The 24,027-nt window shown below is 39.2% G+C and carries 38 protein-coding genes; 36 read left to right on the top strand and 2 right to left on the bottom strand.

What is annotated here, in order from left to right:
• The first annotated feature begins 24 nt into the window (after positions 1 to 24).
• From rpsL to BQ7314_RS05810, 36 genes are all read left to right on the top strand, one after another.
• Complete coding sequence (rpsL, locus tag BQ7314_RS05635; RefSeq protein WP_174482731.1) at positions 25 to 399, top strand: 30S ribosomal protein S12; 375 nt, start codon at positions 25 to 27, stop codon at positions 397 to 399.
• Between the two features lie 13 nt (positions 400 to 412).
• Entirely contained in the window at positions 413 to 883 is a 471-nt protein-coding gene (gene rpsG, locus BQ7314_RS05640; RefSeq protein ID WP_174482732.1) for a 30S ribosomal protein S7, read from the top strand.
• Positions 884 to 897: 14 nt separating this feature from the next.
• Positions 898 to 2,991, top strand: coding sequence for an elongation factor G (gene fusA, locus BQ7314_RS05645; RefSeq protein ID WP_174482733.1), 2,094 nt, complete (start codon positions 898 to 900; stop codon positions 2,989 to 2,991).
• A 29-nt stretch (positions 2,992 to 3,020) separates the two neighbouring features.
• Positions 3,021 to 4,241 carry an elongation factor Tu gene (gene tuf, locus BQ7314_RS05650; protein WP_174482734.1) on the top strand — a complete coding sequence of 407 codons (1,221 nt, stop codon included), beginning with the start codon at positions 3,021 to 3,023 and terminating at the stop codon, positions 4,239 to 4,241.
• A gap of 5 nt (positions 4,242 to 4,246) precedes the next feature.
• Positions 4,247 to 4,558, top strand: coding sequence for a 30S ribosomal protein S10 (rpsJ, locus tag BQ7314_RS05655; protein ID WP_080524450.1), 312 nt, complete (start codon positions 4,247 to 4,249; stop codon positions 4,556 to 4,558).
• Between the two features lie 26 nt (positions 4,559 to 4,584).
• The gene (gene rplC / locus BQ7314_RS05660) at positions 4,585 to 5,235 is read left to right on the top strand and encodes a 50S ribosomal protein L3 (protein WP_174482735.1); all 651 of its coding nucleotides are present in this window, start codon (positions 4,585 to 4,587) and stop codon (positions 5,233 to 5,235) included.
• A gap of 3 nt (positions 5,236 to 5,238) precedes the next feature.
• Positions 5,239 to 5,859 carry a 50S ribosomal protein L4 gene (rplD, locus tag BQ7314_RS05665; RefSeq protein WP_174482736.1) on the top strand — a complete coding sequence of 207 codons (621 nt, stop codon included), beginning with the start codon at positions 5,239 to 5,241 and terminating at the stop codon, positions 5,857 to 5,859.
• Positions 5,856 to 6,152 (top strand): 50S ribosomal protein L23, encoded by a 297-nt coding sequence (gene rplW / locus BQ7314_RS05670; RefSeq protein ID WP_174482737.1) that lies wholly within the window; start codon positions 5,856 to 5,858, stop codon positions 6,150 to 6,152. Before rplD ends, rplW begins: the two co-directional genes overlap by 4 nt.
• A gap of 33 nt (positions 6,153 to 6,185) precedes the next feature.
• Positions 6,186 to 7,013, top strand: a complete 828-nt coding sequence (gene rplB / locus BQ7314_RS05675) for a 50S ribosomal protein L2 (RefSeq protein WP_174482738.1) — start codon at positions 6,186 to 6,188, stop codon at positions 7,011 to 7,013.
• A 14-nt stretch (positions 7,014 to 7,027) separates the two neighbouring features.
• Positions 7,028 to 7,300, top strand: a complete 273-nt coding sequence (gene rpsS, locus BQ7314_RS05680) for a 30S ribosomal protein S19 (protein WP_174482739.1) — start codon at positions 7,028 to 7,030, stop codon at positions 7,298 to 7,300.
• Between the two features lie 9 nt (positions 7,301 to 7,309).
• Positions 7,310 to 7,645 (top strand): 50S ribosomal protein L22, encoded by a 336-nt coding sequence (rplV, locus tag BQ7314_RS05685; protein WP_174482740.1) that lies wholly within the window; start codon positions 7,310 to 7,312, stop codon positions 7,643 to 7,645.
• Between the two features lie 10 nt (positions 7,646 to 7,655).
• The gene (gene rpsC, locus BQ7314_RS05690; RefSeq protein WP_174482741.1) at positions 7,656 to 8,330 is read left to right on the top strand and encodes a 30S ribosomal protein S3; all 675 of its coding nucleotides are present in this window, start codon (positions 7,656 to 7,658) and stop codon (positions 8,328 to 8,330) included.
• Positions 8,331 to 8,346: 16 nt separating this feature from the next.
• Positions 8,347 to 8,760 carry a 50S ribosomal protein L16 gene (gene rplP / locus BQ7314_RS05695; protein ID WP_174482742.1) on the top strand — a complete coding sequence of 138 codons (414 nt, stop codon included), beginning with the start codon at positions 8,347 to 8,349 and terminating at the stop codon, positions 8,758 to 8,760.
• Positions 8,760 to 8,954, top strand: a complete 195-nt coding sequence (gene rpmC / locus BQ7314_RS05700; protein ID WP_174482743.1) for a 50S ribosomal protein L29 — start codon at positions 8,760 to 8,762, stop codon at positions 8,952 to 8,954. Before rplP ends, rpmC begins: the two co-directional genes overlap by 1 nt.
• Positions 8,954 to 9,214, top strand: a complete 261-nt coding sequence (gene rpsQ / locus BQ7314_RS05705; RefSeq protein ID WP_174482744.1) for a 30S ribosomal protein S17 — start codon at positions 8,954 to 8,956, stop codon at positions 9,212 to 9,214. The genes rpmC and rpsQ overlap by 1 nt, the downstream gene beginning before the upstream one ends.
• Before the next feature lie 35 nt (positions 9,215 to 9,249).
• Entirely contained in the window at positions 9,250 to 9,618 is a 369-nt protein-coding gene (gene rplN / locus BQ7314_RS05710; protein ID WP_174482745.1) for a 50S ribosomal protein L14, read from the top strand.
• A gap of 10 nt (positions 9,619 to 9,628) precedes the next feature.
• Complete coding sequence (gene rplX, locus BQ7314_RS05715) at positions 9,629 to 9,943, top strand: 50S ribosomal protein L24 (RefSeq protein WP_174482746.1); 315 nt, start codon at positions 9,629 to 9,631, stop codon at positions 9,941 to 9,943.
• An 8-nt stretch (positions 9,944 to 9,951) separates the two neighbouring features.
• A complete protein-coding gene (gene rplE / locus BQ7314_RS05720) occupies positions 9,952 to 10,491 on the top strand; it encodes a 50S ribosomal protein L5 (RefSeq protein WP_174482747.1) in 540 nt (179 codons plus the stop codon).
• A gap of 4 nt (positions 10,492 to 10,495) precedes the next feature.
• A complete protein-coding gene (rpsN, locus tag BQ7314_RS05725) occupies positions 10,496 to 10,801 on the top strand; it encodes a 30S ribosomal protein S14 (RefSeq protein WP_174482748.1) in 306 nt (101 codons plus the stop codon).
• A 30-nt stretch (positions 10,802 to 10,831) separates the two neighbouring features.
• Entirely contained in the window at positions 10,832 to 11,227 is a 396-nt protein-coding gene (gene rpsH / locus BQ7314_RS05730; protein WP_174482749.1) for a 30S ribosomal protein S8, read from the top strand.
• Between the two features lie 15 nt (positions 11,228 to 11,242).
• Positions 11,243 to 11,776, top strand: a complete 534-nt coding sequence (gene rplF / locus BQ7314_RS05735) for a 50S ribosomal protein L6 (protein ID WP_174482750.1) — start codon at positions 11,243 to 11,245, stop codon at positions 11,774 to 11,776.
• A gap of 9 nt (positions 11,777 to 11,785) precedes the next feature.
• On the top strand, positions 11,786 to 12,139 hold the full coding sequence (gene rplR / locus BQ7314_RS05740) for a 50S ribosomal protein L18 (protein ID WP_174482751.1): 354 nt from the start codon (positions 11,786 to 11,788) through the stop codon (positions 12,137 to 12,139).
• Between the two features lie 9 nt (positions 12,140 to 12,148).
• The gene (gene rpsE, locus BQ7314_RS05745) at positions 12,149 to 12,655 is read left to right on the top strand and encodes a 30S ribosomal protein S5 (RefSeq protein WP_174482752.1); all 507 of its coding nucleotides are present in this window, start codon (positions 12,149 to 12,151) and stop codon (positions 12,653 to 12,655) included.
• Positions 12,656 to 12,660: 5 nt separating this feature from the next.
• Positions 12,661 to 12,846 (top strand): 50S ribosomal protein L30, encoded by a 186-nt coding sequence (gene rpmD, locus BQ7314_RS05750; protein WP_174482753.1) that lies wholly within the window; start codon positions 12,661 to 12,663, stop codon positions 12,844 to 12,846.
• Positions 12,846 to 13,280, top strand: coding sequence for a 50S ribosomal protein L15 (gene rplO / locus BQ7314_RS05755; protein WP_174482754.1), 435 nt, complete (start codon positions 12,846 to 12,848; stop codon positions 13,278 to 13,280). The genes rpmD and rplO overlap by 1 nt, the downstream gene beginning before the upstream one ends.
• Before the next feature lie 23 nt (positions 13,281 to 13,303).
• Positions 13,304 to 14,611 (top strand): preprotein translocase subunit SecY, encoded by a 1,308-nt coding sequence (gene secY, locus BQ7314_RS05760; RefSeq protein WP_174482807.1) that lies wholly within the window; start codon positions 13,304 to 13,306, stop codon positions 14,609 to 14,611.
• Between the two features lie 23 nt (positions 14,612 to 14,634).
• The gene (gene rpmJ / locus BQ7314_RS05765; protein WP_174482755.1) at positions 14,635 to 14,748 is read left to right on the top strand and encodes a 50S ribosomal protein L36; all 114 of its coding nucleotides are present in this window, start codon (positions 14,635 to 14,637) and stop codon (positions 14,746 to 14,748) included.
• Positions 14,749 to 14,823: 75 nt separating this feature from the next.
• Positions 14,824 to 15,180 (top strand): 30S ribosomal protein S13, encoded by a 357-nt coding sequence (rpsM, locus tag BQ7314_RS05770; RefSeq protein WP_174482756.1) that lies wholly within the window; start codon positions 14,824 to 14,826, stop codon positions 15,178 to 15,180.
• An 18-nt stretch (positions 15,181 to 15,198) separates the two neighbouring features.
• Entirely contained in the window at positions 15,199 to 15,588 is a 390-nt protein-coding gene (rpsK, locus tag BQ7314_RS05775) for a 30S ribosomal protein S11 (RefSeq protein WP_174482757.1), read from the top strand.
• Positions 15,589 to 15,601: 13 nt separating this feature from the next.
• Positions 15,602 to 16,222 (top strand): 30S ribosomal protein S4, encoded by a 621-nt coding sequence (rpsD, locus tag BQ7314_RS05780; protein ID WP_174482758.1) that lies wholly within the window; start codon positions 15,602 to 15,604, stop codon positions 16,220 to 16,222.
• Between the two features lie 17 nt (positions 16,223 to 16,239).
• Positions 16,240 to 17,247, top strand: coding sequence for a DNA-directed RNA polymerase subunit alpha (locus tag BQ7314_RS05785; protein ID WP_174482759.1), 1,008 nt, complete (start codon positions 16,240 to 16,242; stop codon positions 17,245 to 17,247).
• 18 nt (positions 17,248 to 17,265) lie between these two features.
• Positions 17,266 to 17,646: a 50S ribosomal protein L17 gene (rplQ, locus tag BQ7314_RS05790; protein ID WP_174482760.1), complete on the top strand. Its 381-nt coding sequence runs from the start codon at positions 17,266 to 17,268 to the stop codon at positions 17,644 to 17,646.
• 366 nt (positions 17,647 to 18,012) lie between these two features.
• A complete protein-coding gene (gene hemC, locus BQ7314_RS05795) occupies positions 18,013 to 18,939 on the top strand; it encodes a hydroxymethylbilane synthase (RefSeq protein ID WP_174482761.1) in 927 nt (308 codons plus the stop codon).
• A 34-nt stretch (positions 18,940 to 18,973) separates the two neighbouring features.
• Positions 18,974 to 19,744 (top strand): uroporphyrinogen-III synthase, encoded by a 771-nt coding sequence (locus BQ7314_RS05800; RefSeq protein WP_174482762.1) that lies wholly within the window; start codon positions 18,974 to 18,976, stop codon positions 19,742 to 19,744.
• Positions 19,728 to 20,891 carry a uroporphyrinogen-III C-methyltransferase gene (locus BQ7314_RS05805; RefSeq protein WP_245394922.1) on the top strand — a complete coding sequence of 388 codons (1,164 nt, stop codon included), beginning with the start codon at positions 19,728 to 19,730 and terminating at the stop codon, positions 20,889 to 20,891. The genes BQ7314_RS05800 and BQ7314_RS05805 overlap by 17 nt, the downstream gene beginning before the upstream one ends.
• Before the next feature lie 15 nt (positions 20,892 to 20,906).
• On the top strand, positions 20,907 to 22,136 hold the full coding sequence (locus BQ7314_RS05810) for a heme biosynthesis HemY N-terminal domain-containing protein (protein ID WP_174482764.1): 1,230 nt from the start codon (positions 20,907 to 20,909) through the stop codon (positions 22,134 to 22,136).
• A gap of 101 nt (positions 22,137 to 22,237) precedes the next feature.
• Here the strand turns inward: BQ7314_RS05810 and cmoB are convergent, their stop codons facing one another.
• Both cmoB and cmoA read right to left on the bottom strand, forming a co-directional pair.
• Positions 22,238 to 23,215, bottom strand: coding sequence for a tRNA 5-methoxyuridine(34)/uridine 5-oxyacetic acid(34) synthase CmoB (gene cmoB, locus BQ7314_RS05815; protein WP_174482765.1), 978 nt, complete (start codon positions 23,213 to 23,215; stop codon positions 22,238 to 22,240).
• The gene (gene cmoA, locus BQ7314_RS05820) at positions 23,212 to 23,943 is read right to left on the bottom strand and encodes a carboxy-S-adenosyl-L-methionine synthase CmoA (protein WP_174482766.1); all 732 of its coding nucleotides are present in this window, start codon (positions 23,941 to 23,943) and stop codon (positions 23,212 to 23,214) included. The genes cmoB and cmoA overlap by 4 nt, the downstream gene beginning before the upstream one ends.
• Positions 23,944 to 24,027 lie beyond the last annotated feature (84 nt).

A 24,027-nucleotide genomic window follows, 5' to 3' on the forward strand; every position in this document is an offset into this window, starting at 1 on the left:
ATGCAAGACGGAGTAATTTAACTTATGGCTACCATTAACCAGTTGGTTCGTAAGCCGCGCGCTAGAAAGGCAGAAAAAAGCAATGTACCTGCGCTTGAGGCTTGTCCTCAAAGACGGGGCGTTTGTACGCGAGTTTATACAACAACACCAAAAAAACCAAATTCAGCTTTACGTAAAGTAGCTCGTGTAAGACTAACTAGTGGGGCAGAGGTTAGTAGTTATATTGGCGGTGAAGGGCATAATTTGCAAGAGCATAGTGTTGTGTTGATACGCGGTGGAAGAGTGAAAGATTTGCCGGGTGTTCGTTATCACGTAGTTCGCGGAAGTTTAGATACTTCAGGTGTGGCTAGTCGTAAATGTGGTCGTTCTAAGTACGGCACAAAAAAACCTAAGAAATAAGTTGGTGAATTAAATGTCAAGAAGAAGAGCGGCGATAAAACGCAACGTTTTACAAGATCCAAGATATGGAAGTACTACCTTAACTAAGTTTATGAACATGGTTATGGTTGATGGTAAGAAATCAGTTGCTGAAAAAATTGTATACGGTGCACTTGAAGCGATTGAAAGTAAAGGTCATGCTGAGCCATTAGAGGTTTTCACTAAGGCTTTAGAAAATATTCAGCCTCGTGTTGAAGTTAAATCAAGACGTGTGGGTGGAGCAACTTATCAGGTTCCTGTCGAAGTTAGGCCAACTCGTCGTGTCGCATTGGCTATGCGTTGGTTGATCGATGCTTCGCGTAAGAGAAATGAAAAAAATATGCCATTGAAATTGGCTGGTGAAATGATGGATGCTGTTGAAGGTCGTGGGTCGGCCTCTAAAAAGCGTGAAGATACGCACAGAATGGCTGAAGCAAATAAAGCATTCTCTCATTATCGTTGGTAAGGTAGGATCTTAGGGTGGCACGTATAACGCCGATTGAGAAATATCGGAATATAGGTATTATGGCTCACATTGATGCGGGTAAAACCACAACGACAGAGCGAATTTTATATTATACAGGTGTGTCACATAAGATTGGTGAGGTTCATGATGGTTCTGCTGTTATGGATTGGATGGAGCAAGAGCAAGAACGTGGAATTACTATTACTTCTGCGGCAACAACTTGTTTTTGGTCTGGCATGGAGGGTCAGTTTGATAAGCATCGCATTAACATTATAGATACTCCGGGGCATGTTGATTTCACGATTGAGGTCGAGCGCTCGCTGAGGGTTCTAGATGGTGTTTGTGCTGTGTTTTGTGCGGTTGGTGGTGTTGAGCCGCAGTCAGAAACTGTTTGGCGGCAGGCAAATAAATATGCTGTGCCAAGAATTGTTTTTATAAATAAAATGGATCGTATTGGAGCTGACTACTTTAGGGTGGTTGCTCAAATTGCATCAAGATTGGCGGGACATCCTGTTGTAATGCAAATCCCGGTTGGCTCTGAAGATGAGTTTTCTGGTGTTGTAGATTTGTTGAAAATGAAAGCGATATATTGGCGCTCGGCTGATATGGGGATGGCTTTCACTGAAGAAGAGATTCCCGAAAATTTGCAAGAAACGGCAATGGAGTGGCGTGAAAGGTTGGTTGAGGCAGCGGCTGAGGCTAATGATGATTTGATGGAAAAATATCTTAATTCCGGTGAGCTTAGTCTTACAGAAATTAAGTCTGGGCTAAGGCTAAGAACATTAGCAAACGAAATAGCCCCTGTTTATTGTGGTTCCGCTTTTAAGAATAAGGGTGTGCAGAATGTTCTTGATGGCGTAATTGAGTATCTGCCTTCCCCCGCTGAAGTTAAGCCTATAATAGGTCATGATGAATCGGGTGGTGAGCTAGTTAGAAAGGCTTCTGATGATGAGCCTTTTTCTGCTTTGGCATTTAAAATTGCAACAGATCCATTTGTCGGGGTTTTGACCTTTTTTAGGGTCTATTCCGGGGTGTTGCAGTCTGGCAGTGTTGTCTATAATGTGCTTAAAGGTAAGCGCGAGCGAGTAGGGCGCTTATTGCAGATGCATGCCAATAGTCGAGAGGATATTGTCGAGGTTAGGGCTGGAGATATTGCTGCGGCTGTCGGCTTTAAGGATGTTACGACCGGTGAAACATTGTGTGATGAAGGTGCAAAAATAATTTTGGAGAAAATGGATTTTCCAGAGCCAGTCATTTCGATTGCAGTCGAGCCTAGGACGAAGGCGGATCAAGATAAATTAGCTGATGCACTAGATAGGCTGGCTAAGGAAGATCCATCGTTTCGCGTTGCCTCGGACGAAGAATCGGGGCAAGTGATAATTTCAGGGATGGGTGAGTTGCACTTGGAAATTATTGTAGATCGCATGAAAAGGGAGTTTGGTGTGGGGGTGAATGTAGGTTCACCTCAGGTTTCTTATCGTGAGAGCATAAAGGGCTCGATTGAGCAGGAAGGTAAGTTTGTCCGTCAGTCGGGGGGTAAAGGGCAGTACGGGCATGTGGTGCTTAAGCTGGAGCCAATGGAATTGGGTTCTGGTTATTCTTTTGTAAATAAGATTGCGGGTGGATCTATTCCAAAAGAATATATCTCTGCTATAGATCATGGGATTCAGGAGCAAATGAAAAATGGTGTTCTCGGCGGGTTTCCTGTTGTGGATGTTATGGTGACTTTGCTTGATGGTTCTTATCATGATGTAGACTCTAGTGAGATGGCGTTTTCGATTGCTGGGTCCATGGCTTTTCGTGATGGCACAAAGCGGGCTAAGCCGGTATTGCTTGAGCCTATAATGAAAGTGGAAATCATGACTCCTGAAGATTATATGGGGGATGTAGTGGGAGATATAAATCGGCGTAGAGGTATTGTATTGGGCATGGATGATACGCCAACAGGTAAGACAATTAACTGCGAAGTGCCGTTAGCTGAAATGTTTGGTTATGCAAACGACCTGCGTTCTGCAACTCAAGGTCGTGCTACTTACAGTATGCAATTTGAAAAATATAATGAGACACCTGCAAATGTTGCAAGTGCAATTATTGATAAAACTTCATAAGAATTGATATTAAATAAAGGTATTGGCTAATGGCTAAAGAAAAATTTGAACGTAATAAACCACATGTTAACGTAGGGACAATTGGTCACGTTGATCATGGTAAAACAACTCTAACTGCTGCTTTAACGAAAGTTATGGCTGAAAAAATGGGCGGTGAGGTAAAAGCATTTGATCAAATTGATAATGCACCTGAAGAGCGTGAGCGTGGTATTACAATTGCAACATCACATGTTGAGTATGAATCAGAAACACGTCATTATGCGCACGTTGACTGTCCGGGTCACGCGGATTATGTGAAAAACATGATTACTGGTGCCGCACAGATGGATGGGGCGATTTTAGTTTGTGGTGCGACTGATGGTCCTATGCCGCAAACAAGAGAGCATATCTTGTTATCTCGCCAAGTAGGCGTGCCTTATATTGTTGTCTTCTTAAATAAAGCTGACTTGCTAGCAGAAGACTGTGGTGGTGTTGGTACGGAAGAGTATAACGAAATGCTTGAATTGGTTGAAATGGAGCTTCGTGAGTTATTAGACTTGTACGAATTTCCTGGAGACGATACGCCAATTATTGTTGGTTCAGCGTTAAAAGGATTAGAAGGTGATACAAGTGAACTAGGTGTGCCATCAATCTTAAAGCTAGTCGCAGCACTTGATGAGTATATTCCTGAGCCTGTTCGAGCGATAGAAGGGGCATTTATTATGCCGATTGAGGATGTATTCTCAATTTCAGGTCGTGGAACAGTAGTAACAGGGCGTATTGAACGTGGAGTTGTTAAGGTTGGCGAAGAAATTGAAATCGTAGGAATTAAAGATACAGTAAAAACAACGTGTACGGGTGTTGAAATGTTCCGTAAGTTGTTGGATCAAGGGGAAGCCGGCGATAATGTTGGTATTCTGTTAAGAGGCACGAAGCGTGAAGATGTTGAGCGTGGTCAAGTATTAGCGCATGTTGGGTCAATTAAGCCACATACAAAATTTGCATCAGAAATTTACGTATTATCGAAAGATGAAGGAGGGCGTCATACACCATTCTTTAACGGCTACCGTCCTCAGTTTTACTTTAGAACGACAGATGTAACGGGTGCTGTTGAGTTGCCAGAAGGTACTGAAATGGTAATGCCTGGTGATAACGTTTCTGTAGAAGTAACCTTAATTGCGCCAATCGCAATGGAAGAAGGGTTGCGTTTTGCGATTCGTGAGGGTGGTCGTACGGTTGGTGCGGGTGTTGTTGCAAAAATTATTGAGTAAGAAATATGTCTAGCCAAACCATTAGAATAAGCCTGAAAGCATTTGATCATAAATTGATTGATCAGTCTGCAGGTGAGATTGTTGAGACAGCAAAAAGAACTGGGGCACAAGTTAAGGGTCCTATTCCGCTACCAACAAAACATGAGCGTTTTACAATTCTAACTTCTCCGCATGTAAATAAAGATGCGCGTGATCAGTATGAATTGAGAACATATAAACGTCTACTCGATATTATCGAGCCTACTGATAAAACAGTAGATACGCTGATGAAATTAGATCTAGCGGCAGGTGTTGACGTTAAAATAAAGCTTATTTAAGCTTTGTGTAATAAGAGGGTTTAACTATGGCATTAGGTCTAATTGGTCGTAAATGTGGAATGACTCGTGTATTTTTGGAAGATGGAACTTCAGTTCCAGTCTCAGTAATACAAGTTGAGTCAAATAGAGTTTCTCAAGTTAAAGGTCTTGAGGTTGATGGTTATCGTGCGGTACAAGTTGCTGCTGGCGAAAAGAAATCATCAAAAGTAAATAAAGCAATGGCTGGTCATTATGCTGCGGCAAATATGACTGCTGGTCGTGGTTTGTGGGAGTTCAGATTAGGTGATGGTGAAGGCGAAGAATTGAAAGTGGGTTCTGAGTTAACTGTTGAGTTGTTTTCTAATGGTCAGGTTGTAGATGTTCAAGGCACAAGCATAGGTAAGGGTTTTGCTGGTGGTATTAAGCGTCATAACTTCGGTATGCAAGATGCAACACATGGTAACTCGCTATCACATAGATCAAATGGATCTATTGGTATGTGTCAGACGCCAGGTAGAGTATTTAAAGGCAAGAAAATGTCTGGACATATGGGTGCTGAGAAAGTTACAACTCAAAATCTAACAATCCATTCAATAGATACTGAAAGAGGCCTTGTATTAGTGAAAGGTTCGATTCCAGGAGCTAAAGGTGGGGATGTTATTTTGACTCCTGCAGCAAAGAAAAAAAATAAAGGATAAGTCATGAGTTTGAAAGTACCGGCACTAAATAGTGCAGACTCTGCCGGTGAGGTAGAGGTTAGTGAGGGTGTTTTTGGGAAAGATTACAATGAAGCCCTAATTCATCAGTTGGTTGTCAAGACTATGGCTGGTCAGCGCTCAGGAACAAAAGCTCAAAAAAATAGAGCTGATGTGAGTGGTGGTGGAGCTAAGCCTTGGAAACAAAAAGGTGCTGGTCGTGCAAGATCTGGTACAATACGCAGTCCACTTTGGAAAGGTGGTGGTGCGACATTTGCTGCTCGGCCAAGATCATTTGATCAAAAGTTAAACAAAAAGATGTATCGCGCAGGAATTCGTTCTATTTTGTCTGAATTATTGCGTTCAAATCGTTTGTTGGTAAGCTCTGATATCATTCCTACGACGCCTAAAACTAAAGAGTTGGCGGCAAAATTGAAAGATTTTGGTAGTTCTCGGGTGCTGATCGTTGCTGATGAGCTAGATGAAAATATATACTTATCTTCAAGAAATATTGCACGACTAGAAGTTACTACTGCAAACGAACTTGATGCTGTTATGTTAATTGCTGCAGAAAATGTAATTGCTACCCCCGCAGCATTGAAAGCGATTGAGGCGCAGTTGTTATGAGTATAGAATTTAATCTTTCGAATGTAATAAAGGCACCAGTAATATCTGAAAAGAGTACTGTTGCGGCAGAAAATCAAAATAGATTTGTCTTTAAAGTGGCTAGCGAAGCAACTAAGTTGCAAGTAAAAAAATCTGTTGAATTAATGTTTAATGTTGAAGTGGAAAAGGTTCAATTATTAAATGTTAAAGGAAAAACTAAAAGATTTGGGCGCTTTATGGGTAAGAGATCTAACTGGAAAAAGGCTTATGTTAAGCTTAAGCCAGGTAATGATATTGATTTCTCAGCAGCATAATTGGAAAGTAAAAGAATATAATCGGTAGGGTAAATGGCTATTGTAAAATCAAAACCGACATCGCCAGGTTCTAGGTTTGTCGTAAGAGTAAAGCATGAAGGCTTACATAAAGGTAAACCTTTTGGGCCTTTGCTAAGTAAGAAAAGTAAAAGTGGTGGGCGTAATAATAATGGGCGAATTACAACTCGTCATATCGGTGGTGGTCATAAGCAATCCTACCGTGTTATAGACTTTAAACGTAACAAAACTGATATTCCAGGTATTGTTGAGCGTTTAGAGTATGATCCAAATAGAACCGCTAATATAGCTCTGGTCTTATATAAAGATGGAGAGCGTAAATATATAATTGCACCTAAAGGTGTTGTTGCTGGTCAGGAAATTATTGCTTCAGAGAATGCTCCAGTGAAAGTTGGTAATTGCATGTCTCTACGTAATATGCCAACGGGATCTGTTGTTCATTGTATTGAGCTTAAGCCAGGAAAAGGAGCGCAAATTGCTCGAAGCGCTGGTACATCGGCTCAATTAATTGCTAAAGATGGAGCCCATGTAACCTTGCGATTGCGTTCTGGCGAAATGCGTAAAGTATTAGCTGACTGTAAAGCGGTTATTGGTGAGGTTTCTAATTCAGAGCATAATCTTACTTCATTAGGTAAGGCTGGCGCGTCAAGGTGGCGTGGAGTTCGTCCTACTGTTCGAGGTGTTGTTATGAACCCAGTTGATCACCCACATGGTGGTGGTGAAGGAAGAACATCGGGTGGTAGACATCCAGTTTCTCCATGGGGTATGCCAACTAAAGGCTATAAAACTAGAAAGAACAAACGTACTGACAAAATGATTGTTAGGCGTCGTAACAAGCGTTAGAGAGGAATAATTAAGTGCCACGTTCAATTAAAAAAGGTCCTTTTATTGATCATCATTTGCAGAAAAAAATTGATGATGCAGTAAGTAGCAATAGCAGGAAACCAATTAAGACTTGGTCTAGACGATCAATGATAACGCCTGAAATGTTAGGGCTTACAATAGCTGTGCATAACGGTCGCCAGCACGTCCCTGTTTTAGTCTCGGAAAATATGGTAGGTCATAAGTTAGGCGAGTTTTCGCCAACTCGTACATATAAAGGCCATTTGGCTGACAAGAAATCAAGATAAGGGGGGGCAATGGAAGTTTTAGCTAAATTAAGCAATGCACCTTTATCTGCTCAAAAAGCACGATTAGTTGCAGACCAGATTAGAGGTTTAAAAGTCGAAGAAGCTTTAAATGTATTGAAATTCAGTACTAAGAAAGCTGCTGAGATTATGAAGAAAGTACTTGAATCAGCTGTTGCGAATGCGGAGCATAATGAAAGTGCAGATATTGATGAGTTAAAGGTTTCTAGTGTATTTGTAGATGAGGCGCCAACTCTAAAGAGATTTAGGGCAAGAGCTAAAGGTCGTGCAAATCACATTTTGAAGCGTACTTGTCATATCACCGTTAAAGTCGCAGAGTTCGAGTAGGGGCAGAGAAATGGGTCAAAAGGTACATCCAACAGGAATACGTCTAGGTATAGTTAAAGACTTTACTTCTAGATGGTATGCAAATAGCAAAGATTATCCGGTTTTCTTGCATCAAGATTTAACGGTTCGTGAGTATATTCAAAAGAAATTAGCTCATGCATCTGTAAGTCGGATTCAAATTAATCGTCCGGCAAATAATGCACACATAACAATTCATACAGCACGCCCTGGTATCGTAATCGGTAAAAAAGGCGAAGATATTGATGTGTTGCGTAAAGAAGTCTCTAAAATGATGGGTATTCCGGTACAAGTCAATGTAGAAGAGATTAGAAAACCTGAGTTAGATGCTAAATTAGTTGCGGAAAGTGTTGCGCAACAATTAGAGAAAAGAATTATGTATCGCCGCGCTATGAAGCGTGCGGTTACCAATTCTATGAGATTAGGCGCTGAAGGCATCAAGATTAATCTTGGTGGTCGTTTGAATGGCGCTGAAATTGCTCGTAGTGAGTGGTACAGAGAGGGGCGTGTTCCTCTGCATACCTTAAGGGCTGATATCGACTATGGTGTTGCTGAAGCAAATACTACGTACGGTATTATTGGTATCAAAGTTTGGATTTTTAAAGGTGAGGTTTTTAATATAGACCCTGCACAGCAAAATTCTGAAACTTCAAAATCTAAGAAATAGGTGAAGGGAAAATAATATGCTTCAACCTAAAAGAACGAAATTTCGTAAACAACATAAATTAAGAAATTCTGGTATTGCTGTTCGAGGTTCATCAGTTAGCTTTGGTGAATTTGGCCTTAAATCAATGGACAGAGGTAGGTTAACAGCCCGTCAAATTGAAGCGGCACGTAGAACAATCACAAGACATTGTAAACGTGATGGCAAGCTTTGGATTAGAGTATTCCCAGACAAGCCAATTACCAATAAGCCATTAGCAACTAGAATGGGTAAAGGTAAAGGTGGTGTGGAGTACTGGATTGCTCAAATTAAGCCAGGCACTATGCTGTATGAATTACAAGGCGTGCCGGAGACTTTGGCTAGAGAAGCTTTTGCATTGGCTGCAGCTAAACTGCCTATTAAAACTAAGTTTATTATTAGGACGGTAATGTAATGAAAGTTAGTGAATTACGTCAAAAAACTGTAACGGAGCTAAACTCAACATTAGTTGAATTAGGTCGTGAACAATTTAATTTACGTATGCAAAAAAATACGGGCCAATTATCTAAGTCTGACCAAGTAAAAAAAGTTAGAAGAAATATTGCGCGTGTTAAAACTGTCGTGAATGAAATGGCGAGACAAGCATAATGAGTAAAAATACAGATCAAGTACGCACCATTACAGGTCGCGTAGTTAGTAATAAAATGGATAAGACAGTTACAGTACTAGTAGAGCGCCTTATTAAGCACCCTGTGTACGGTAAATATATTAGACGATCTACTAAGTTATTTGCGCATGATGAAAATAACGTATGTAATGAAGGAGATGTAATAACAATTACATCTTGTCGTCCTTATTCAAAAAATAAATCTTTTATATTAGTTGATGTGCAGTCAAAAGCACGTTAATTAAATTACTACTTTAAGTAAATTAGGTAATAAAAATGATTCAGATGCAAACTAACCTTGACGTTGCTGATAATAGCGGCGCAAAAAAGGTCATGTGTATCAAAGTTCTCGGCGGATCGCACAGAAGGTATGCTGCGATTGGGGATATTATTAAGGTTAGTATTAAAGATGCTATCCCGCGCGGAAGAGTTAAGAAGGGCGAAGTTTATAATGCATTGGTTGTACGCACTAAAAAAGGTGTGCGTAGATCAGATGGTTCACTTATAAGATTTGATGGTAATGCTGCTGTAATTTTAAATGCTAATCATCAGCCACTTGGCACTCGAATTTTTGGTCCAGTGACACGTGAATTACGAAATGAGAAATTTATGAAAATTATTTCTCTAGCGCCAGAAGTATTGTAAGGAGCTAAAAATGCAAAAACTTAAACAAGGTGACGAAGTCATCGTTCTTATTGGAAAAGATAAGGGCAAACGAGGACGAATCAGTAAATTTATGCACGAGAAAGTTTTGGTTGAGGGTGTTAATAGAGTTAAAAAGCACCAAAAACCAAATCCAAATGCTGGTGTACAAGGTGGCATAATTGAAAAAGAAATGCCGATTCACAAGTCTAATATAGCTTTATATAATTCTGCTACTAAAAAAGCAGATAAAGTGGGCTTTAAGGCTTTAGATAATGGAAATAAAGTCCGTTATTTTAAGTCTAATAATGAAATTATTGATGTGTAGGTATAATCATGGCTAGATTACAAGAAGATTATAAAGAAAAAATATTACCTGCATTGATGGAACAATTTGGTTACACATCAGTAATGCAAGTACCGAAAATTACAAAAATCACACTAAACATGGGTTTAGGTGAAGCTGTTGCTGATAAAAAAGTTGTACAGTCAGCTGTTAGCGATATGGAAAAAATCAGTGGTCAAAAAGCTGTCATAACTCTTTCGCGTAAATCAATTGCGGGCTTTAAAATACGTGATGATATGCCGATTGGGTGTAAGGTTACGCTTAGGCAGGAAAGAATGTATGAATTTCTTGATCGGCTTATAAGTATTTCAATTCCTCGTATTCGTGATTTTAGAGGCTTGAGCCCTAAAAGTTTTGATGGACGTGGTAATTTTAGTATGGGCGTTACCGAGCAAATTATCTTTCCTGAAATCGATTATGATAAGATAGACACTTTGCGCGGCTTAGATATTTGTATCACTACTACCGCTAAAACTAATGAAGAAGGCCTAGCCTTGTTGAAGCAGTTTAATTTTCCATTTAAGAGCTAGAATTATGGCTAAAAAATCAATGATAGCTCGCGAAGCAAAGCGAGTTAAATTAGTAAGTAAATTTGAAGTAAAAAGAGCTTCTTTAAAAGAAATTATTAGAGATCCAAATGCTTCTATCCAGGATAAGGATGAGGCGCATCTTGCATTACAAAAATTACCGCGTGATTCGAGCGCGTCAAGAGTACGTAATAGATGTAACATAACAGGTCGTCCACATGGTTTTTATCGCAAATTTGGCTTGAGCAGAAATATGCTTAGACAAGCCACGATGCGCGGAGATGTTCCAGGCTTGACAAAAGCCAGTTGGTAATCGACTAGTTATATATTTGGAGAAAATAATATGAGCATGACAGATCCAGTAGCAGACATGCTTACGCGCATAAGAAATGGGCAGTCTGCAGGAAAAATAAACGTTAAAATGCCATCTTCTAAACTTAAAGTTGCAATTGCAAAAGTTTTGAAAGAAGAAGGTTATATTAGCAACTATTCAACAGAAACAAATGGTGCGCATGTATCTATGTCTGTTGAATTAAAATACTATAATGGAAAGCCTGTAATCGACAAGGTTAAACGTATAAGCAAGCCAGGCCTGCGTATATATAAGTCTAAAGATGAGTTGCCTAAGGTTTTAGGTGGCTTGGGTGTAGCTATTGTATCTACTTCAAAAGGTGTTATGACTGATCGTGCTGCACGCGCAATTGGTCATGGTGGCGAAGTACTATGTACAGTTTGTTAAGGATAGGGTGAATTTATGTCTAGAATCGCAAAAAACCCTATAGTTATACCTACAGGTGTTGAAATAAAGCTTGTTGACTCAGTTGTTTTGGTCAAAGGCTCTAAAGGTCAGTTGAGTATGCCTCTGCATGCCCAGGTTGAGCTTGATATGAGTGCCGAACAAATCAAAATGAAATGGGATCAAAGTAATCAAAAAGCGACGGCCTTGGCTGGTACCATGCGTGCACTTATTGCTAACATGATTACAGGTGTTACTACTGGCTTTGAAAAAAAATTAAATTTGGTTGGCGTAGGTTACAGAGCGCAGGTTAAGGGCCGTGTACTTAATCTAAGTCTTGGTTTTTCTCATCCTGTAGATTATGCAATACCTGAAGGGATTGATATCGAGGCACCATCGCAAACTGAAGTTGTTGTAAAAGGTATGAATAAACAACTTGTTGGTGCGGTATCTGCTGAAATTAGAGCCTACAGGCCACCTGAGCCTTATAAAGGCAAAGGTGTTAAGTATGCTGATGAGCAAATAGTCAGAAAAGACGCTAAGAAAAAATAGGCTATCAAAATGAATAAAAAAGCATCTCGAATGAAGAGAGCGTTAAAGCTTAGAGCAAATATTAGAAAGCTTGGAAGTAATCGTTTAACGGTACATAAAACCTCAAAACATATTTATGCCCAAGTTATTTCAGAAAATGGAACTGTTACAGTTGCAAGTGCATCTACTACTCAGGCTGAAATTAAATCTGCTGTAAAGAGTACTGGAAATGTAGAATCTGCAGTTTTAGTGGGTAAATTAGTTGCGGATAAAGCAATAGCTGCAGGAATTACTGAAGTTACTTTTGACCGTTCTGGTTTTAAATATCACGGTCGTGTGAAGGCATTAGCTGATGCTGCGCGCGAAGCCGGTTTAAAGTTCTAGGGGAAATATATGGCAAATGCACCTCAACAAGCGAGCACTGACGGTTTACAAGAAAAGCTAGTTTCTGTTAGACGAGTCGCAAAAGTTGTAAAGGGCGGTAGAGTTTTTGGTTTTACTGCATTAACTGTGGTTGGTGATGGAGATGGGAATGTAGGGTATGGCGTTAGTAAAGCTAAAGAAGTACCTATTGCAATTCAAAAGTCACTTGAGCAAGCTAGAAAAAATATGCATAAAGTAGCGCTTAAAGGCGATACTTTGCAGTATTCAATTATGTCAGAAGTCGGTGCTGCAAAAGTATTTATGCAGCCAGCTACTGAAGGTACAGGTATTATTGCTGGTGCTTCAATGAGGGCTGTTTTTGAGGCTGTTGGAGTACATAATGTGCTGGCAAAATGTATTGGTACAACCAATCCAATTAATGTAGTAAGAGCGACTATTGATGGGCTGGCTAATATGAATAATGCTGCACAAATTGCTGCTAAGCGTGGCTTGTCAGTTGAAGACATTACAGGGTAATTGAAATGGCAGATAAAAAATTACGCGTTACAATGATAAAAAGTAGTATTGGTCGCTTGAAGAGCCATAAGGCGTGTTTGATTGGCCTAGGTTTGAAACGTATCAGACATACTGTTGAAGTTATTGATACTGCTGAAAATAGAGGGATGATTAATAAAGTCTCCTATATGGTTACAGTAGAGGAAGTCTAATGTATTTAAATACAATCAAGCCTGCTGAAGGTTCGAAAAAAGTACGTAAAAGAGTTGGTCGTGGTATTGGATCTACTCTAGGTAAAACTTGTGGTCGTGGGCACAAAGGCCAAAAATCACGTAGTGGTGGTTTTCATAAAGTTGGTTTTGAAGGTGGTCAGATGCCTTTACAACGCCGTTTGCCTAAAGTTGGTTTTACGGCCAGAAAATCTAAATTTACTTCTGAAGTAAGACTTAATGAAATTGCAAAATTAAGCTTAGCTGTAGTTACGTTGGATGATTTAATCAAATCTAATATTGTTCCAGCTTTTACTAAAGTTGTGAAAGTAATAAAATCAGGTGAAATTACATCTGCCGTTACTTTGAAGGGGTTGAAAGTGACTGTTGGTGCTAAAGCTTTAATTGAAGCAGCTGGCGGAACTATAGAGGACTAATTGTGAGTAGATCAAGCACGCAAATGAAAGAGCAACTGGGCAATACTTCTGAGTTGTTTTCAAGATTAATGTTCGTTCTAGGTGCTTTTTTTGTTTACAGGGTTGGGGCTCATATACCTGTTCCAGGTATTGACCCCCAAGCTTTAGCTTTAATGTTTAAGCAGCAAGAAGGTTCTATCTTGGATATGTTCAACATGTTCTCAGGTGGAGCGTTGAAGAGGCTGAGTCTTTTTGCGCTTGGAATTATGCCATACATTTCTGCATCTATTATTATGCAGTTGATGACTATCGTAATTCCAGCATTGGAGCAGGTCAAAAAAGAAGGTGAAGCGGGTAGACGTAAAATTTCACAGTACACTAGGTATGGTACTGTGTTTTTGGCGACATTTCAGGCTATCGGTGTATCTATTGCGTTACAAAATCAAACCGCAGGCGGATTATCTGTTGTTATTAATCCTGGGATTCAATTTATAGTTATTACTGCTATAACTTTGGTGACGGGTACTGTTTTTCTTATGTGGTTAGGTGAGCAAATTACTGAGCGTGGTCTTGGTAATGGTATTTCATTGATTATTTTTGCTGGTATTGTTGCTGGTTTGCCTTCTGCAATAGGTGGTACGCTCGAGTTAGCGCGTACTGGTGAACTGAATGGTGCATTTATTGTGCTATTGTTTTTATTAAGTATGGCGGTTACTGCGCTTGTTGTGTTTGTTGAGCGTGGCCAGCGTCGGATTGTAATTAACTATCCGAAACGTCAGCAAGGTAAAAGGATGTATGCTGGACAAAGTAGTTTTTTACCGCTTAAGTTGAATATGGCAGGTGTTATTCCGCCTATTTTTGCTTCTAGTATAATTTTGTTTCCTGCTACTATAGCTGGTTGGTTCAGTAGTGCGGAGGGTTTCTCTTGGTTGCAGGATATTTCTACTACCTTGTCGCCTGGTCAGCCACTGTATGTAATGTTGTATACTGTTGCAATTGTATTCTTTTGTTTTTTCTATACAGCATTAGTATTCAACTCAAAAGAAACAGCTGAAAACTTAAAGAAGTCAGGTGCTTTTTTGCCGGGAATAAGACCGGGCGAGCAAACTGCAACTTATATTGATAAAGTTATGACGCGCTTGACGTTGATCGGTGCTTTTTATATAACGGCGGTTTGTCTGTTGCCAGAGTTCTTGATTGTTTACTGGAATGTACCTTTTTACTTTGGTGGAACATCGCTGCTTATTATTGTTGTGGTTGTTATGGATTTTGTTTCGCAAATGCAAACCCATTTGATGTCGCAAAAATATGAAGGGCTGATGGATAAAGCAAATTTAAAGAAAAATAAATAAATTACAAAATTAAGGGGTAAGCTGTGAAAGTACGAGCTTCTGTAAAGAAAATATGTCGTAACTGTAAGGTCATTAAAAGATCTGGAGTTATTAGAGTGATTTGTAAAGATGGGCGTCATAAGCAGCGCCAAGGGTAATTTTTTATTGCTTTGAAAGGTTTAAGTGCTATAATTAGCTGCTTAACTTTCGAGTAACGTATGGGGAGTAACTAGATGGCACGAATTGCCGGAATTAATGTACCAGATCATAAACATGCAGATATCGCTTTAACTGCAGTTTATGGCATAGGTAAGCCAACTGCAATTAATATCTGTAAAGAAGTTGGTATAGAACGGACAATTAAAATTAAAGAGTTGAGTGAAGAGCAGTTAGATGCTATTCGTGAAACAATTGGAAAGATTGTTGTTGAAGGTGATCTACGACGCGAAGTGTCAATGAACATTAAGCGTTTAATGGATCTTGGTTGCTATCGTGGTATTCGCCATAGACGTGGACTACCATTGCGCGGTCAGAGGACGAGAACAAATGCTCGTACTAGAAAAGGGCCTCGTAAACCTATTAGAAAATAATAAGTAGAGTTAATAAAAATGGCTAGTTCAAATCGTACTACAAAGAAAAAGATAAAAAAAGAAGTTGCTGACGGTATAGCACATATCCATGCAACTTTTAATAATACAATAGTAACAATTACTGATCGAAAAGGAAATGCTCTATCTTGGGCGACTTCTGGCGGTTCTGGTTTTAGAGGCTCTAGAAAAAGTACGCCTTTTGCTGCTCAAGTAGCAGCAGAGCGCGCAGGAAAAGTAGCTCAAGAATACGGAATGAAAAACTTAGATGTTATGATTAAAGGACCTGGTCCTGGTCGTGAGTCTGCAGTAAGATCATTTAATAACCTAGGGTTCAAAATTGGCAATATCGTTGATGTTACGCCTATCCCCCATAATGGTTGTCGTCCGCCTAAGAAACGTAGGGTATAGATAGGAGTATAAAATGGCAAGATATTTAGGACCAACTTGTAAGTTAAGTCGTCGTGAAGGTACTGATCTTTTTCTGAAAAGTAGAGGAAAGTCCCTAGAAGGTAAATGTAAGTTAGATCAGCGCCCTGGTCAGCATGGAACTAAGAGGGCTCGTGACTCTAACTATGCTTCGCAGCTTAGAGCTAAACAGCGTATCAGACGTATTTATGGTGTGCTTGAAAAACAATTTAGAAATTATTATAAAGCAGCAGAATTGCAGAAAGGAGCAACTGGTTTAAACCTGTTAAATCTTTTAGAATCTAGATTAGATAATGTTGTTTATAGAATGGGCTTTGCAGCTACTAGAGCGGAAGCAAGACAGCTTGTTAGTCATAAATCTATTTTATTAAATGATAGCATTTTGAATATCCCTTCTGCGCAGGTGAATGTTGGTGATAAGATTTCTATAAGAGAGAAATCTAAGAAACAGGTTCGTATTATTGATTCGCTTACTGTTGCTGATCAATATGGTTTTCCTGCGTGGCTAGAAGTAAATCCTAAGGAATTTACTGGTTCTTTTAATTCTTTACCTGATCGTGCTGATCTAGGTTCTGATATTAATGAGCAGTTAGTTGTTGAGTTATATTCTAAATAATATTGTTGGGGTTTTAAATGCATAGTGCTGTTACTGGTTTGTTAAAGCCTCAGCTTGTTGAGGTTGTTAGTAAATCACTGAATCATTCAAGAATAGTTATTGAACCATTAGAGCGTGGTTTTGGGCACTCTCTTGGGAATGCGTTAAGAAGAGTTTTATTGTCTTCTATTCCTGGCTGTGCTGTTGTTAGTGTTGAAATAGATAATGTAGAGCATGAATATTCTGTTATTGATGGTGCTCATGAAGATGTAATTGATATCTTGTTAAACTTAAAGCAGCTTGCTGTTGTTTTGCATTCAGGCAATGAAGTTACGCTAAGTTTAAGTAAAAGTGGTTCAGGTCCTATTACTGCTGCTGATATTCAGCTACCACATGATGTTGAAGTTATTAATCCTGATTTAGTTATTGCTAACTTAACTGAAGAAGGTGCCTTGTCTATGAAGATTAATATTCAGCGCGGTAGGGGCTATGAGCCTTCTAATACGCGTACTGAAGGGTTGGGTGTCGGTGTTGTCGGGGCTTTGCAGGTTGATGCTTCTTATACGCCTATTAATAAGGTCGCTTATAAAGTAGAGTCAACTCGTGTTGAGCAGCGAACTAATCTCGATAAACTTATTATTGAATTAGAAACTAACGGTACTGTTGATCCTGAATCTACTATTAAGTTAGCTGCAACAATTTTACATGATCAATTGTCAGTGTTTGTTGACTTTGAAAAAGTAAATGACCCAATTGATGAGCCAGTTGTAGAGCCAGTAGAGCATATAGATCCAACTCTTCTACGACCTGTAGATGACTTGGAACTTACAGTTCGATCTGCTAACTGTCTTAAAGCAGAAAATATATATTACATTGGTGATCTTATTCAACGAACTGAGTTTGAATTGTTGAAAACACCTAATCTAGGTAGAAAGTCGTTAACTGAGATAAAAGATGTGTTAGCTCTGAAAGGACTTTCTTTGGGAATGCGCTTAGAGAACTGGCCACCTGAAAATTTAGCTGAGCAATCTCAAGCGATTTTATAAAATAAAAGGTTTATTTGTATGAGACATCGTAAGTCTGGTAGACAATTAAATAGAAATAGTAGTCATAGAAAAGCTATGTTTAGCAATATGGCTACTTCTTTATTTAAAGAAGAATTAATTAGAACTACTTTACCTAAAGCAAAAGAATTACGTTCAATTGCTGAGCCACTTATTACTTTATCTAAAAACGATTCTGTTGCTAATCGTCGTTTAGCTTTTGCTAAATTAAGAGATCGTGATATGGTTACTAAATTATTCAATGAGCTTGGTCCACGTTACCAAGCGCGTCCTGGGGGATATTTACGTATCATGAAGTGTGGATTCCGTACTGGTGATAAAGCTCCTATGGCATATGTTGAATTAGTTGATCGCCCAGAATTGGGTGCAGCTGAAGATTAATAGCTTTTGGCTTATAAAGTTTAAAAAACCAGCTGCGGCTGGTTTTTTTGTGCTCGTTGTATTTTGTCTTTATTATTTCCTTGACTTAGATTTTGAGTTTATAGGTAATTGGAATATATGCATAACTAGAGGTTATGACTTTGCTTAGCATGTTTTTGCGTGATTGTTTGATCCTTGCTTTTCATTTTATTGTGCAGAATATCAGGTTTAATCACTATTTTCGAAAGCTGGGTTAAGTAACCGTTTAATGATTGGTTTTATACTACATTTATAGCGCATTCTCTGTATATAATCTGATAAATTTGGTCGTTTAGATGCATAATAAAGGTACAATATAACCTCGATAACTTTTATTTGGATAATGTAGTGACACAGCGAATTATTAAAATTGCAACTCGGCAAAGTGCCTTGGCCTTATGGCAAGCTGAATACGTTGCAACGAGACTAAAGCAAGCGTATCCCGATATTCAAACGGAATTAGTAAAAATGCTAACTAAAGGCGATAAAATTTTAGATGCGCCATTAGCAAAGGTTGGCGGTAAAGGGCTGTTTGTTAAAGAGCTAGAGCAGGGTATGCTTGATGGTGTAGCTGATATAGCTGTTCATTCTATGAAAGACGTGCCGATGGATTTTCCTGAGGGCTTACATTTGTCGGTTATTTTGCCTCGTGAGGATCCTTCTGATGCCTTTGTATCTAATAAATACAGTAGTCTTGAAGATTTACCTGCTAATGCAAAGATAGGGACTTCTAGCTTACGCAGGCAATGCCAGATATCAGCACGCTTTCCGGGTGCGCAAGTTTTATCTTTAAGAGGCAATGTGAATACACGTTTAGCAAAGCTAGATGCAGGTGATTATGATGCGATTATTCTTGCTACTGCTGGATTGATGCGTTTAGACTTTACTGATAGGATTACACAAAGACTTGATACTTCCGTGAGTTTGCCTGCGGTTGGACAAGGTGCTGTTGGCATAGAATGCCGTGTAGATGATGTTGAGATAAATCAATTGCTTGCAGTATTACAAGATAAAGATAGTTGTATTACTGTTGGGGCTGAGCGCGCTATGAATAATCGTCTAAATGGCGGGTGTCAGGTGCCTATTGCTGGTTTTGCTGAATTAAAAGGTGATCACTTATTTATGCGTGGCTTAGTCGGTAAGCCAGATGGTTCTCTTATCTATAGGTCGGAGAAAACGGGATCTGCATCTGAAGCCGAAGTAATAGGGCGTGCAGTAGCTGATGAGCTGCTTGCAAGTGGAGCTGGTGAAATCTTGCGTGAATTGTATGCATAAGTGTCTTAGTATTTTATTTTTCTAGTTGTTTCTGATGGGTAAACGAATATTAGTCACTAGACCTTATAAACAAAGCGCTAATTTATGTAACCTTATAGAGGGGCAGGGTTGGCAGGCGATAAAATTTCCAGTTATTGAGATTCGAAGTAAGGCTTTATCTGCAAAGGAATGCTTTTTTTTGCAGCATATTGAACAATATCAATATGTATTTTTTATTAGCGTTAATGCCGTAAATTTTGCATATGAAATATTAAATCAAGATTTTGAATACTTAAAACATGTAAAGTGCATTGCTGTTGGATTAGCGACATACAGTAAGTTAGTGCAGTTTGGTATTACTAATATACTGTTGCCTGATGCAGGGTTTAATTCTGAAGGTATTCTAGCTATTCCTGATTTACAAGATTTAGATGGTCAGTCTTGTTTAATCATCCGCGGGGTCGGTGGGCGTAAATTATTGGCAAATACTTTACGTGCAAGAGGAGCCCTAGTTGACTATATGGAAGTTTATACTAGAGAGCCTGTTTCTTATCCTAGAGAATCAGTTAACTTAGCTTTTGCTGATGGCAATTTGGATGTTGTGGTCATTTATAGTGTTGAAGCTTTACATAACCTTGTACAACTTGCTGTTGAGGGTAATAAAAAAAATAACTTATTGCTAATTCCATTGCTTGTAATTAGTCGGCGAGTCTATGCTGCGGCCAAAGATATTGGTTTTACGAAAGTTGTTATTGCCAATGAAGCGACTGATGCAGCAATGATAAATGCATTAAATAATGGGGAAAACTGTGGCGGAAGTAACTGAAAATATAGATCAGAAAGAAACATTGTCAAAACCTAAGGCTAAAGAATCTAAGAGTGGTGTTTGGTTTGATGTAGTCATTTTATTAATTGTCATTGGTCTCGCTGGGGCTGGATACCTTTTATTACAGCAGGTGCGTGATAAACAACAAGATTTGGTTGGCGAACTTGGTAAAGATACTCAGCAAATGTTTGAGTTGACTAAGCAGATTTCGGGGTATCAAGAACAGTTAGTTGCTATTCAAAATCAATTATCTAGTTTAAACGCTGAAGTAGGCAGTAAAGAGTCTAATTTTGAAGCTAAGCTAAATGAACTTAGCGCCTTGCATACAGAGCGTTTAGAGAATACCTCGGGACGTATCAATGAATCGATATTACGAATTCAAAGGCAACTAGGTAAAACACGTGGTGATTGGTTGGTCGCGGATGCAGAATATTTGCTAAGCGTCGCTAATCGTCGATTGCACTTGATGGGAGATGTAGATACAACTATTGAGGCATTAAAGGCCGCTGATCAGCGTTTACGTGAAAGCGGTGATACGGCAGCATTTAAAGTGCGAGGGCAAATTGCTAAAGAAATTGCAGCAGTCCAAAAGGTGCAATTAGCTGATGTAGTGGGTATTTATTCTACTTTAGAAATGTTAGAAGAAGATGTTGCCAAACTTAATGTATTTCTTCCTTATGCGGGAAAAGGCTTGTCTTCAGATGACAGTATAGCTAAAGCTAAGGCTAAATCTTCAGCTGAAAATGATATTAATGCTAAGCTTGATAATGCTTTGGTCGCTATAGAAGGAATTGTTACTATTAGACGCTTAGATAACCCAGTGACTTCAGTTATTACGCCAGAACAAAAAGCCTTCATTACCGAGCAATTGAGTACTAAGCTTGTTATTGTTAAGTTGGCTTTAGTGCAGCAGGATGACGCACTATACCAAGCGAGTATTAATGATGTTCTCCAATGGCTAAAGAGTAATTTCACCAAAAATGCAGCTTATAAGCAATTTGTACTTGAATTGGAACGATTAAAAGCTATTCAGATTCGTAGTAATTTTCCTGACATCAGTGGGTCACTTAAAATGTTGAGAGATATTACTAAATTAAGATTAGAAACAGATAAAGCATTACAACTGCCTGATGTACAAGCTGAATAATAAGAGGTTGGCTAAGTGAAGAATATATTGTTTTTTCTAGGGGCGTTAGTAACTGCGCTATTTTTTGCCTTTCTTGTTCATGAATGGTTGTCTCAATATGATGATCCTGGTTATGTATTGATTGGCATTGGGCATTGGGCATTAGAGACATCTTTAATTGTTTTTGCCGTGGCTTTAATTATTGGTTTTTTTATTTTTTATGTTTTTTTTAGGTGGTTAGGTTGGTTAATACGACTTCCTGGTAAAATTAGAATGCGTGGTAAATCGGTTAAATTTAATCGCTCACAAGATGCGTTGATTTCTGGTTTAGTTGACTCAGCAGAAGGTAACTGGGAGCGGGCAGAAAAAACTTTAATTAGACATGCTTCAAATAGTGGTGCCCCTTTAATTCATTATTTAACGGCTGCACGTGCTGCGCATTCTCGCGGCGCGCTTGAGAAACGTGATGAATATTTAACCCGAGCAACAAAAAATGCACCAGGGTCTGAGGTGGCTGTTGGCTTAACTCGTGCCGAACTGCACTTATCACAAAAACAGTTTGACCAAGCATTAGAAACACTGACTAAATTACATACTTTAGATTCTTCGCATGCTAGTGTTTTAAAAATGCTCCATGAAACTTATCGACAGCTAGGTGATTGGCAAGCGATCCGTAAGCTATTGCCGGCCTTTCATGAGAATAAAGTTTTTATGGAAGCAGAGATTAAACTGCTGGAAGTCGAGACATTTAGTCTTTTATTGAAAGAAGCGGCTGAGACAAGTAATGCCCAAGAAATACAGCAACTTTGGGAAAGTATTCCGAAATATGTTCAAGCTATGCCAGGGATTCTCGCTATTTATTTTGCCGCAATGATTGATTCTGGTGCTGGTGCTAAAATTGAGAAGGATTTAGTTCGCGCTTTAAATGATAAGTGGGATATGACCCTATTATCTCTATTTGGTAGCGTGCAATCCATTGATTTTCGAGCGCAGTTGGAAGTGGCTGAAAAGTGGTTGCTAGAGCATGGTAATGATCCTATTTTATTATGTGTATTGGGGAAAATTGCAATCAAGTGTGAGTTTGCAGATAAAGCCAAAAAATACTTAGCTAAAAGTATAGGTGTTGAACCTACGGTTGAGGCTTACCGGGTACTGGGTAATTACTTATTAGAAGAAGGTGATCAAGAGCGAGCAAGTGAATGTTTTAAGCTTGGTTTAGAGCTGGCATCGAATGAAGTTATAAAAAGCGTAAGTGCCTTGCATTAAGGTATTTCTCATCTTGATTTGAGTGCATAGGAATTTGTATAAGCCTTAAAGCCTTCCCCATAGGGAGAGGCCTTAAATTAATGGCATGAGATTGGGGACGCTTATTTTACCGTTGCAATAATCGTTGCCCGTATTGGTGCAGGGTGGCCTTCAATCGTTAGGTTTGAATTGTTAGGATCTAAAAAATCTTGCAGTGAATTGAATGTCATCCAAGGTGTTGAACGCTGTTCTTCGGTGCTAGTTTGATTTATATCAACCACTCGAATATCAATAAAACCACAGCGGGTCATCCAACTGACTAAGGTTGCACAGCTTGGTAAGAACCAAACATTACGCATTCGCGCATAGCGGCCCTCGGGTACTAATACTTCGCCTTTTTCTCCCTTAATGACTAGTGTTTCTAATACCAATTCTCCGCCACTGCGCAAGCGGTTACGTAAATCCATTAAATGGTCAATGGGAGAGCGGCGGTGATACAGAACGCCCATAGAAAATACGGTATCAAAGATATTGGTTTTTTCTGGAATTTCTTCTAGTGTTAAAGGTAATACATAGATGGGGACTTCCTTGCCATACAGGTGGCGTATTGCTTGAAACTGTAAAACATGTAATTGCACGGGGTCCACTCCCACTACCATTCTTGCTCCAGCACCTAAGATTCGCCAACAATGATAGCCATTGCCACAGCCCACATCTAAAACTAGTCGATTATTTAATAGACTAATATGATCTTTAATGCGTTCCCACTTCCAGTCTGAACGCCACTCTGTATTAAGATGTAAACCAAATAAATCATATGGACCTTTGCGCCAAGGAAATAAGTTTTTTAAGCCCTGTTCCATGAGCTTTCTTTCTGTCTCTAGCAATTGATCTTCTTGGCCTATGCTAAAGCTTTGACTGTCCAGTTGAATGCTATGATTTTGGGGAATAGGCAGTTGTTCAACAGCAGCATTCCACATGGAAAAATTGCCATGCGCTTCAGGATTGAGTGCCTGATGAATTTGTTCCGGTAGTACGGTTGCCCAATGCTCAGCATTTGCTTCAATGAGTGTGTCGTATAAAGGTTGATAGTTAATCATTTCAAAGCAAGCATAGAAGCAAAATTAAAATATTGGAACCAGACTTCAGTATTATTAAAACCAGAGTTTAGTAAGCGGTTTTTATGTTGAGCGAAGGTTTCGGGAATCAGCACGTTCTCTATTGATGCACGTTTTTGGCTAATTTCCATATCACTATAGCCGTTGGCCTTTTTAAAGGCATGATGCATTTCTGTTTGTAGTTCTTGTTGCCTTGGGTCAGTAAACATCAGCTTTTCTGACAAAATGAGTAAACCGCCAGGCTTTAATCCAGCATATATTTTTTTTATAAAGGCATCTCGATCGGTGACGGGGATAAATTGTAATGTAAAATTTAGCACGACAATAGAAGCGTTGCCGATATCCATTTCTTGAATGTCACGACAAATAAGTTCAACAGGGATAGTTGCTGTATCTCGATCTATTATTTTCTGGCAACGAGTCAGCATAGCAGGTGAGTTATCAACCGCAATAATAGCGCAATTTTTTGCGGTGATTTTATGGCGCATGGATAGTGTTGCCGCACCTAGCGAACAACCTAAATCATAACAAGTGCTATTATCTTGAGCAAAGCGACTAGCCAGCAAGCCTATGGCCGATATAATAGCACTGTAACCTGGAACGGAACGTTGTATCATATCAGGGAAAACATCGACTACGCTGTTGTCGAATTTAAAACAGTCAACATCACCCAGTGGGCTTGCGTATAAAGTATCTTTTTGTGAGTTCATTTAGGTAAATATAAAAATAGAAGGCTAATTTTACTCAAAATTAGCTTACTTGTACGCAGAAATACTGAATTAACCTATCTTTTT

It is taken from the genome of methanotrophic endosymbiont of Bathymodiolus puteoserpentis (Logatchev) (assembly GCF_900128525.1).
Lineage (GTDB): Bacteria > Pseudomonadota > Gammaproteobacteria > Methylococcales > Methylomonadaceae > Methyloprofundus.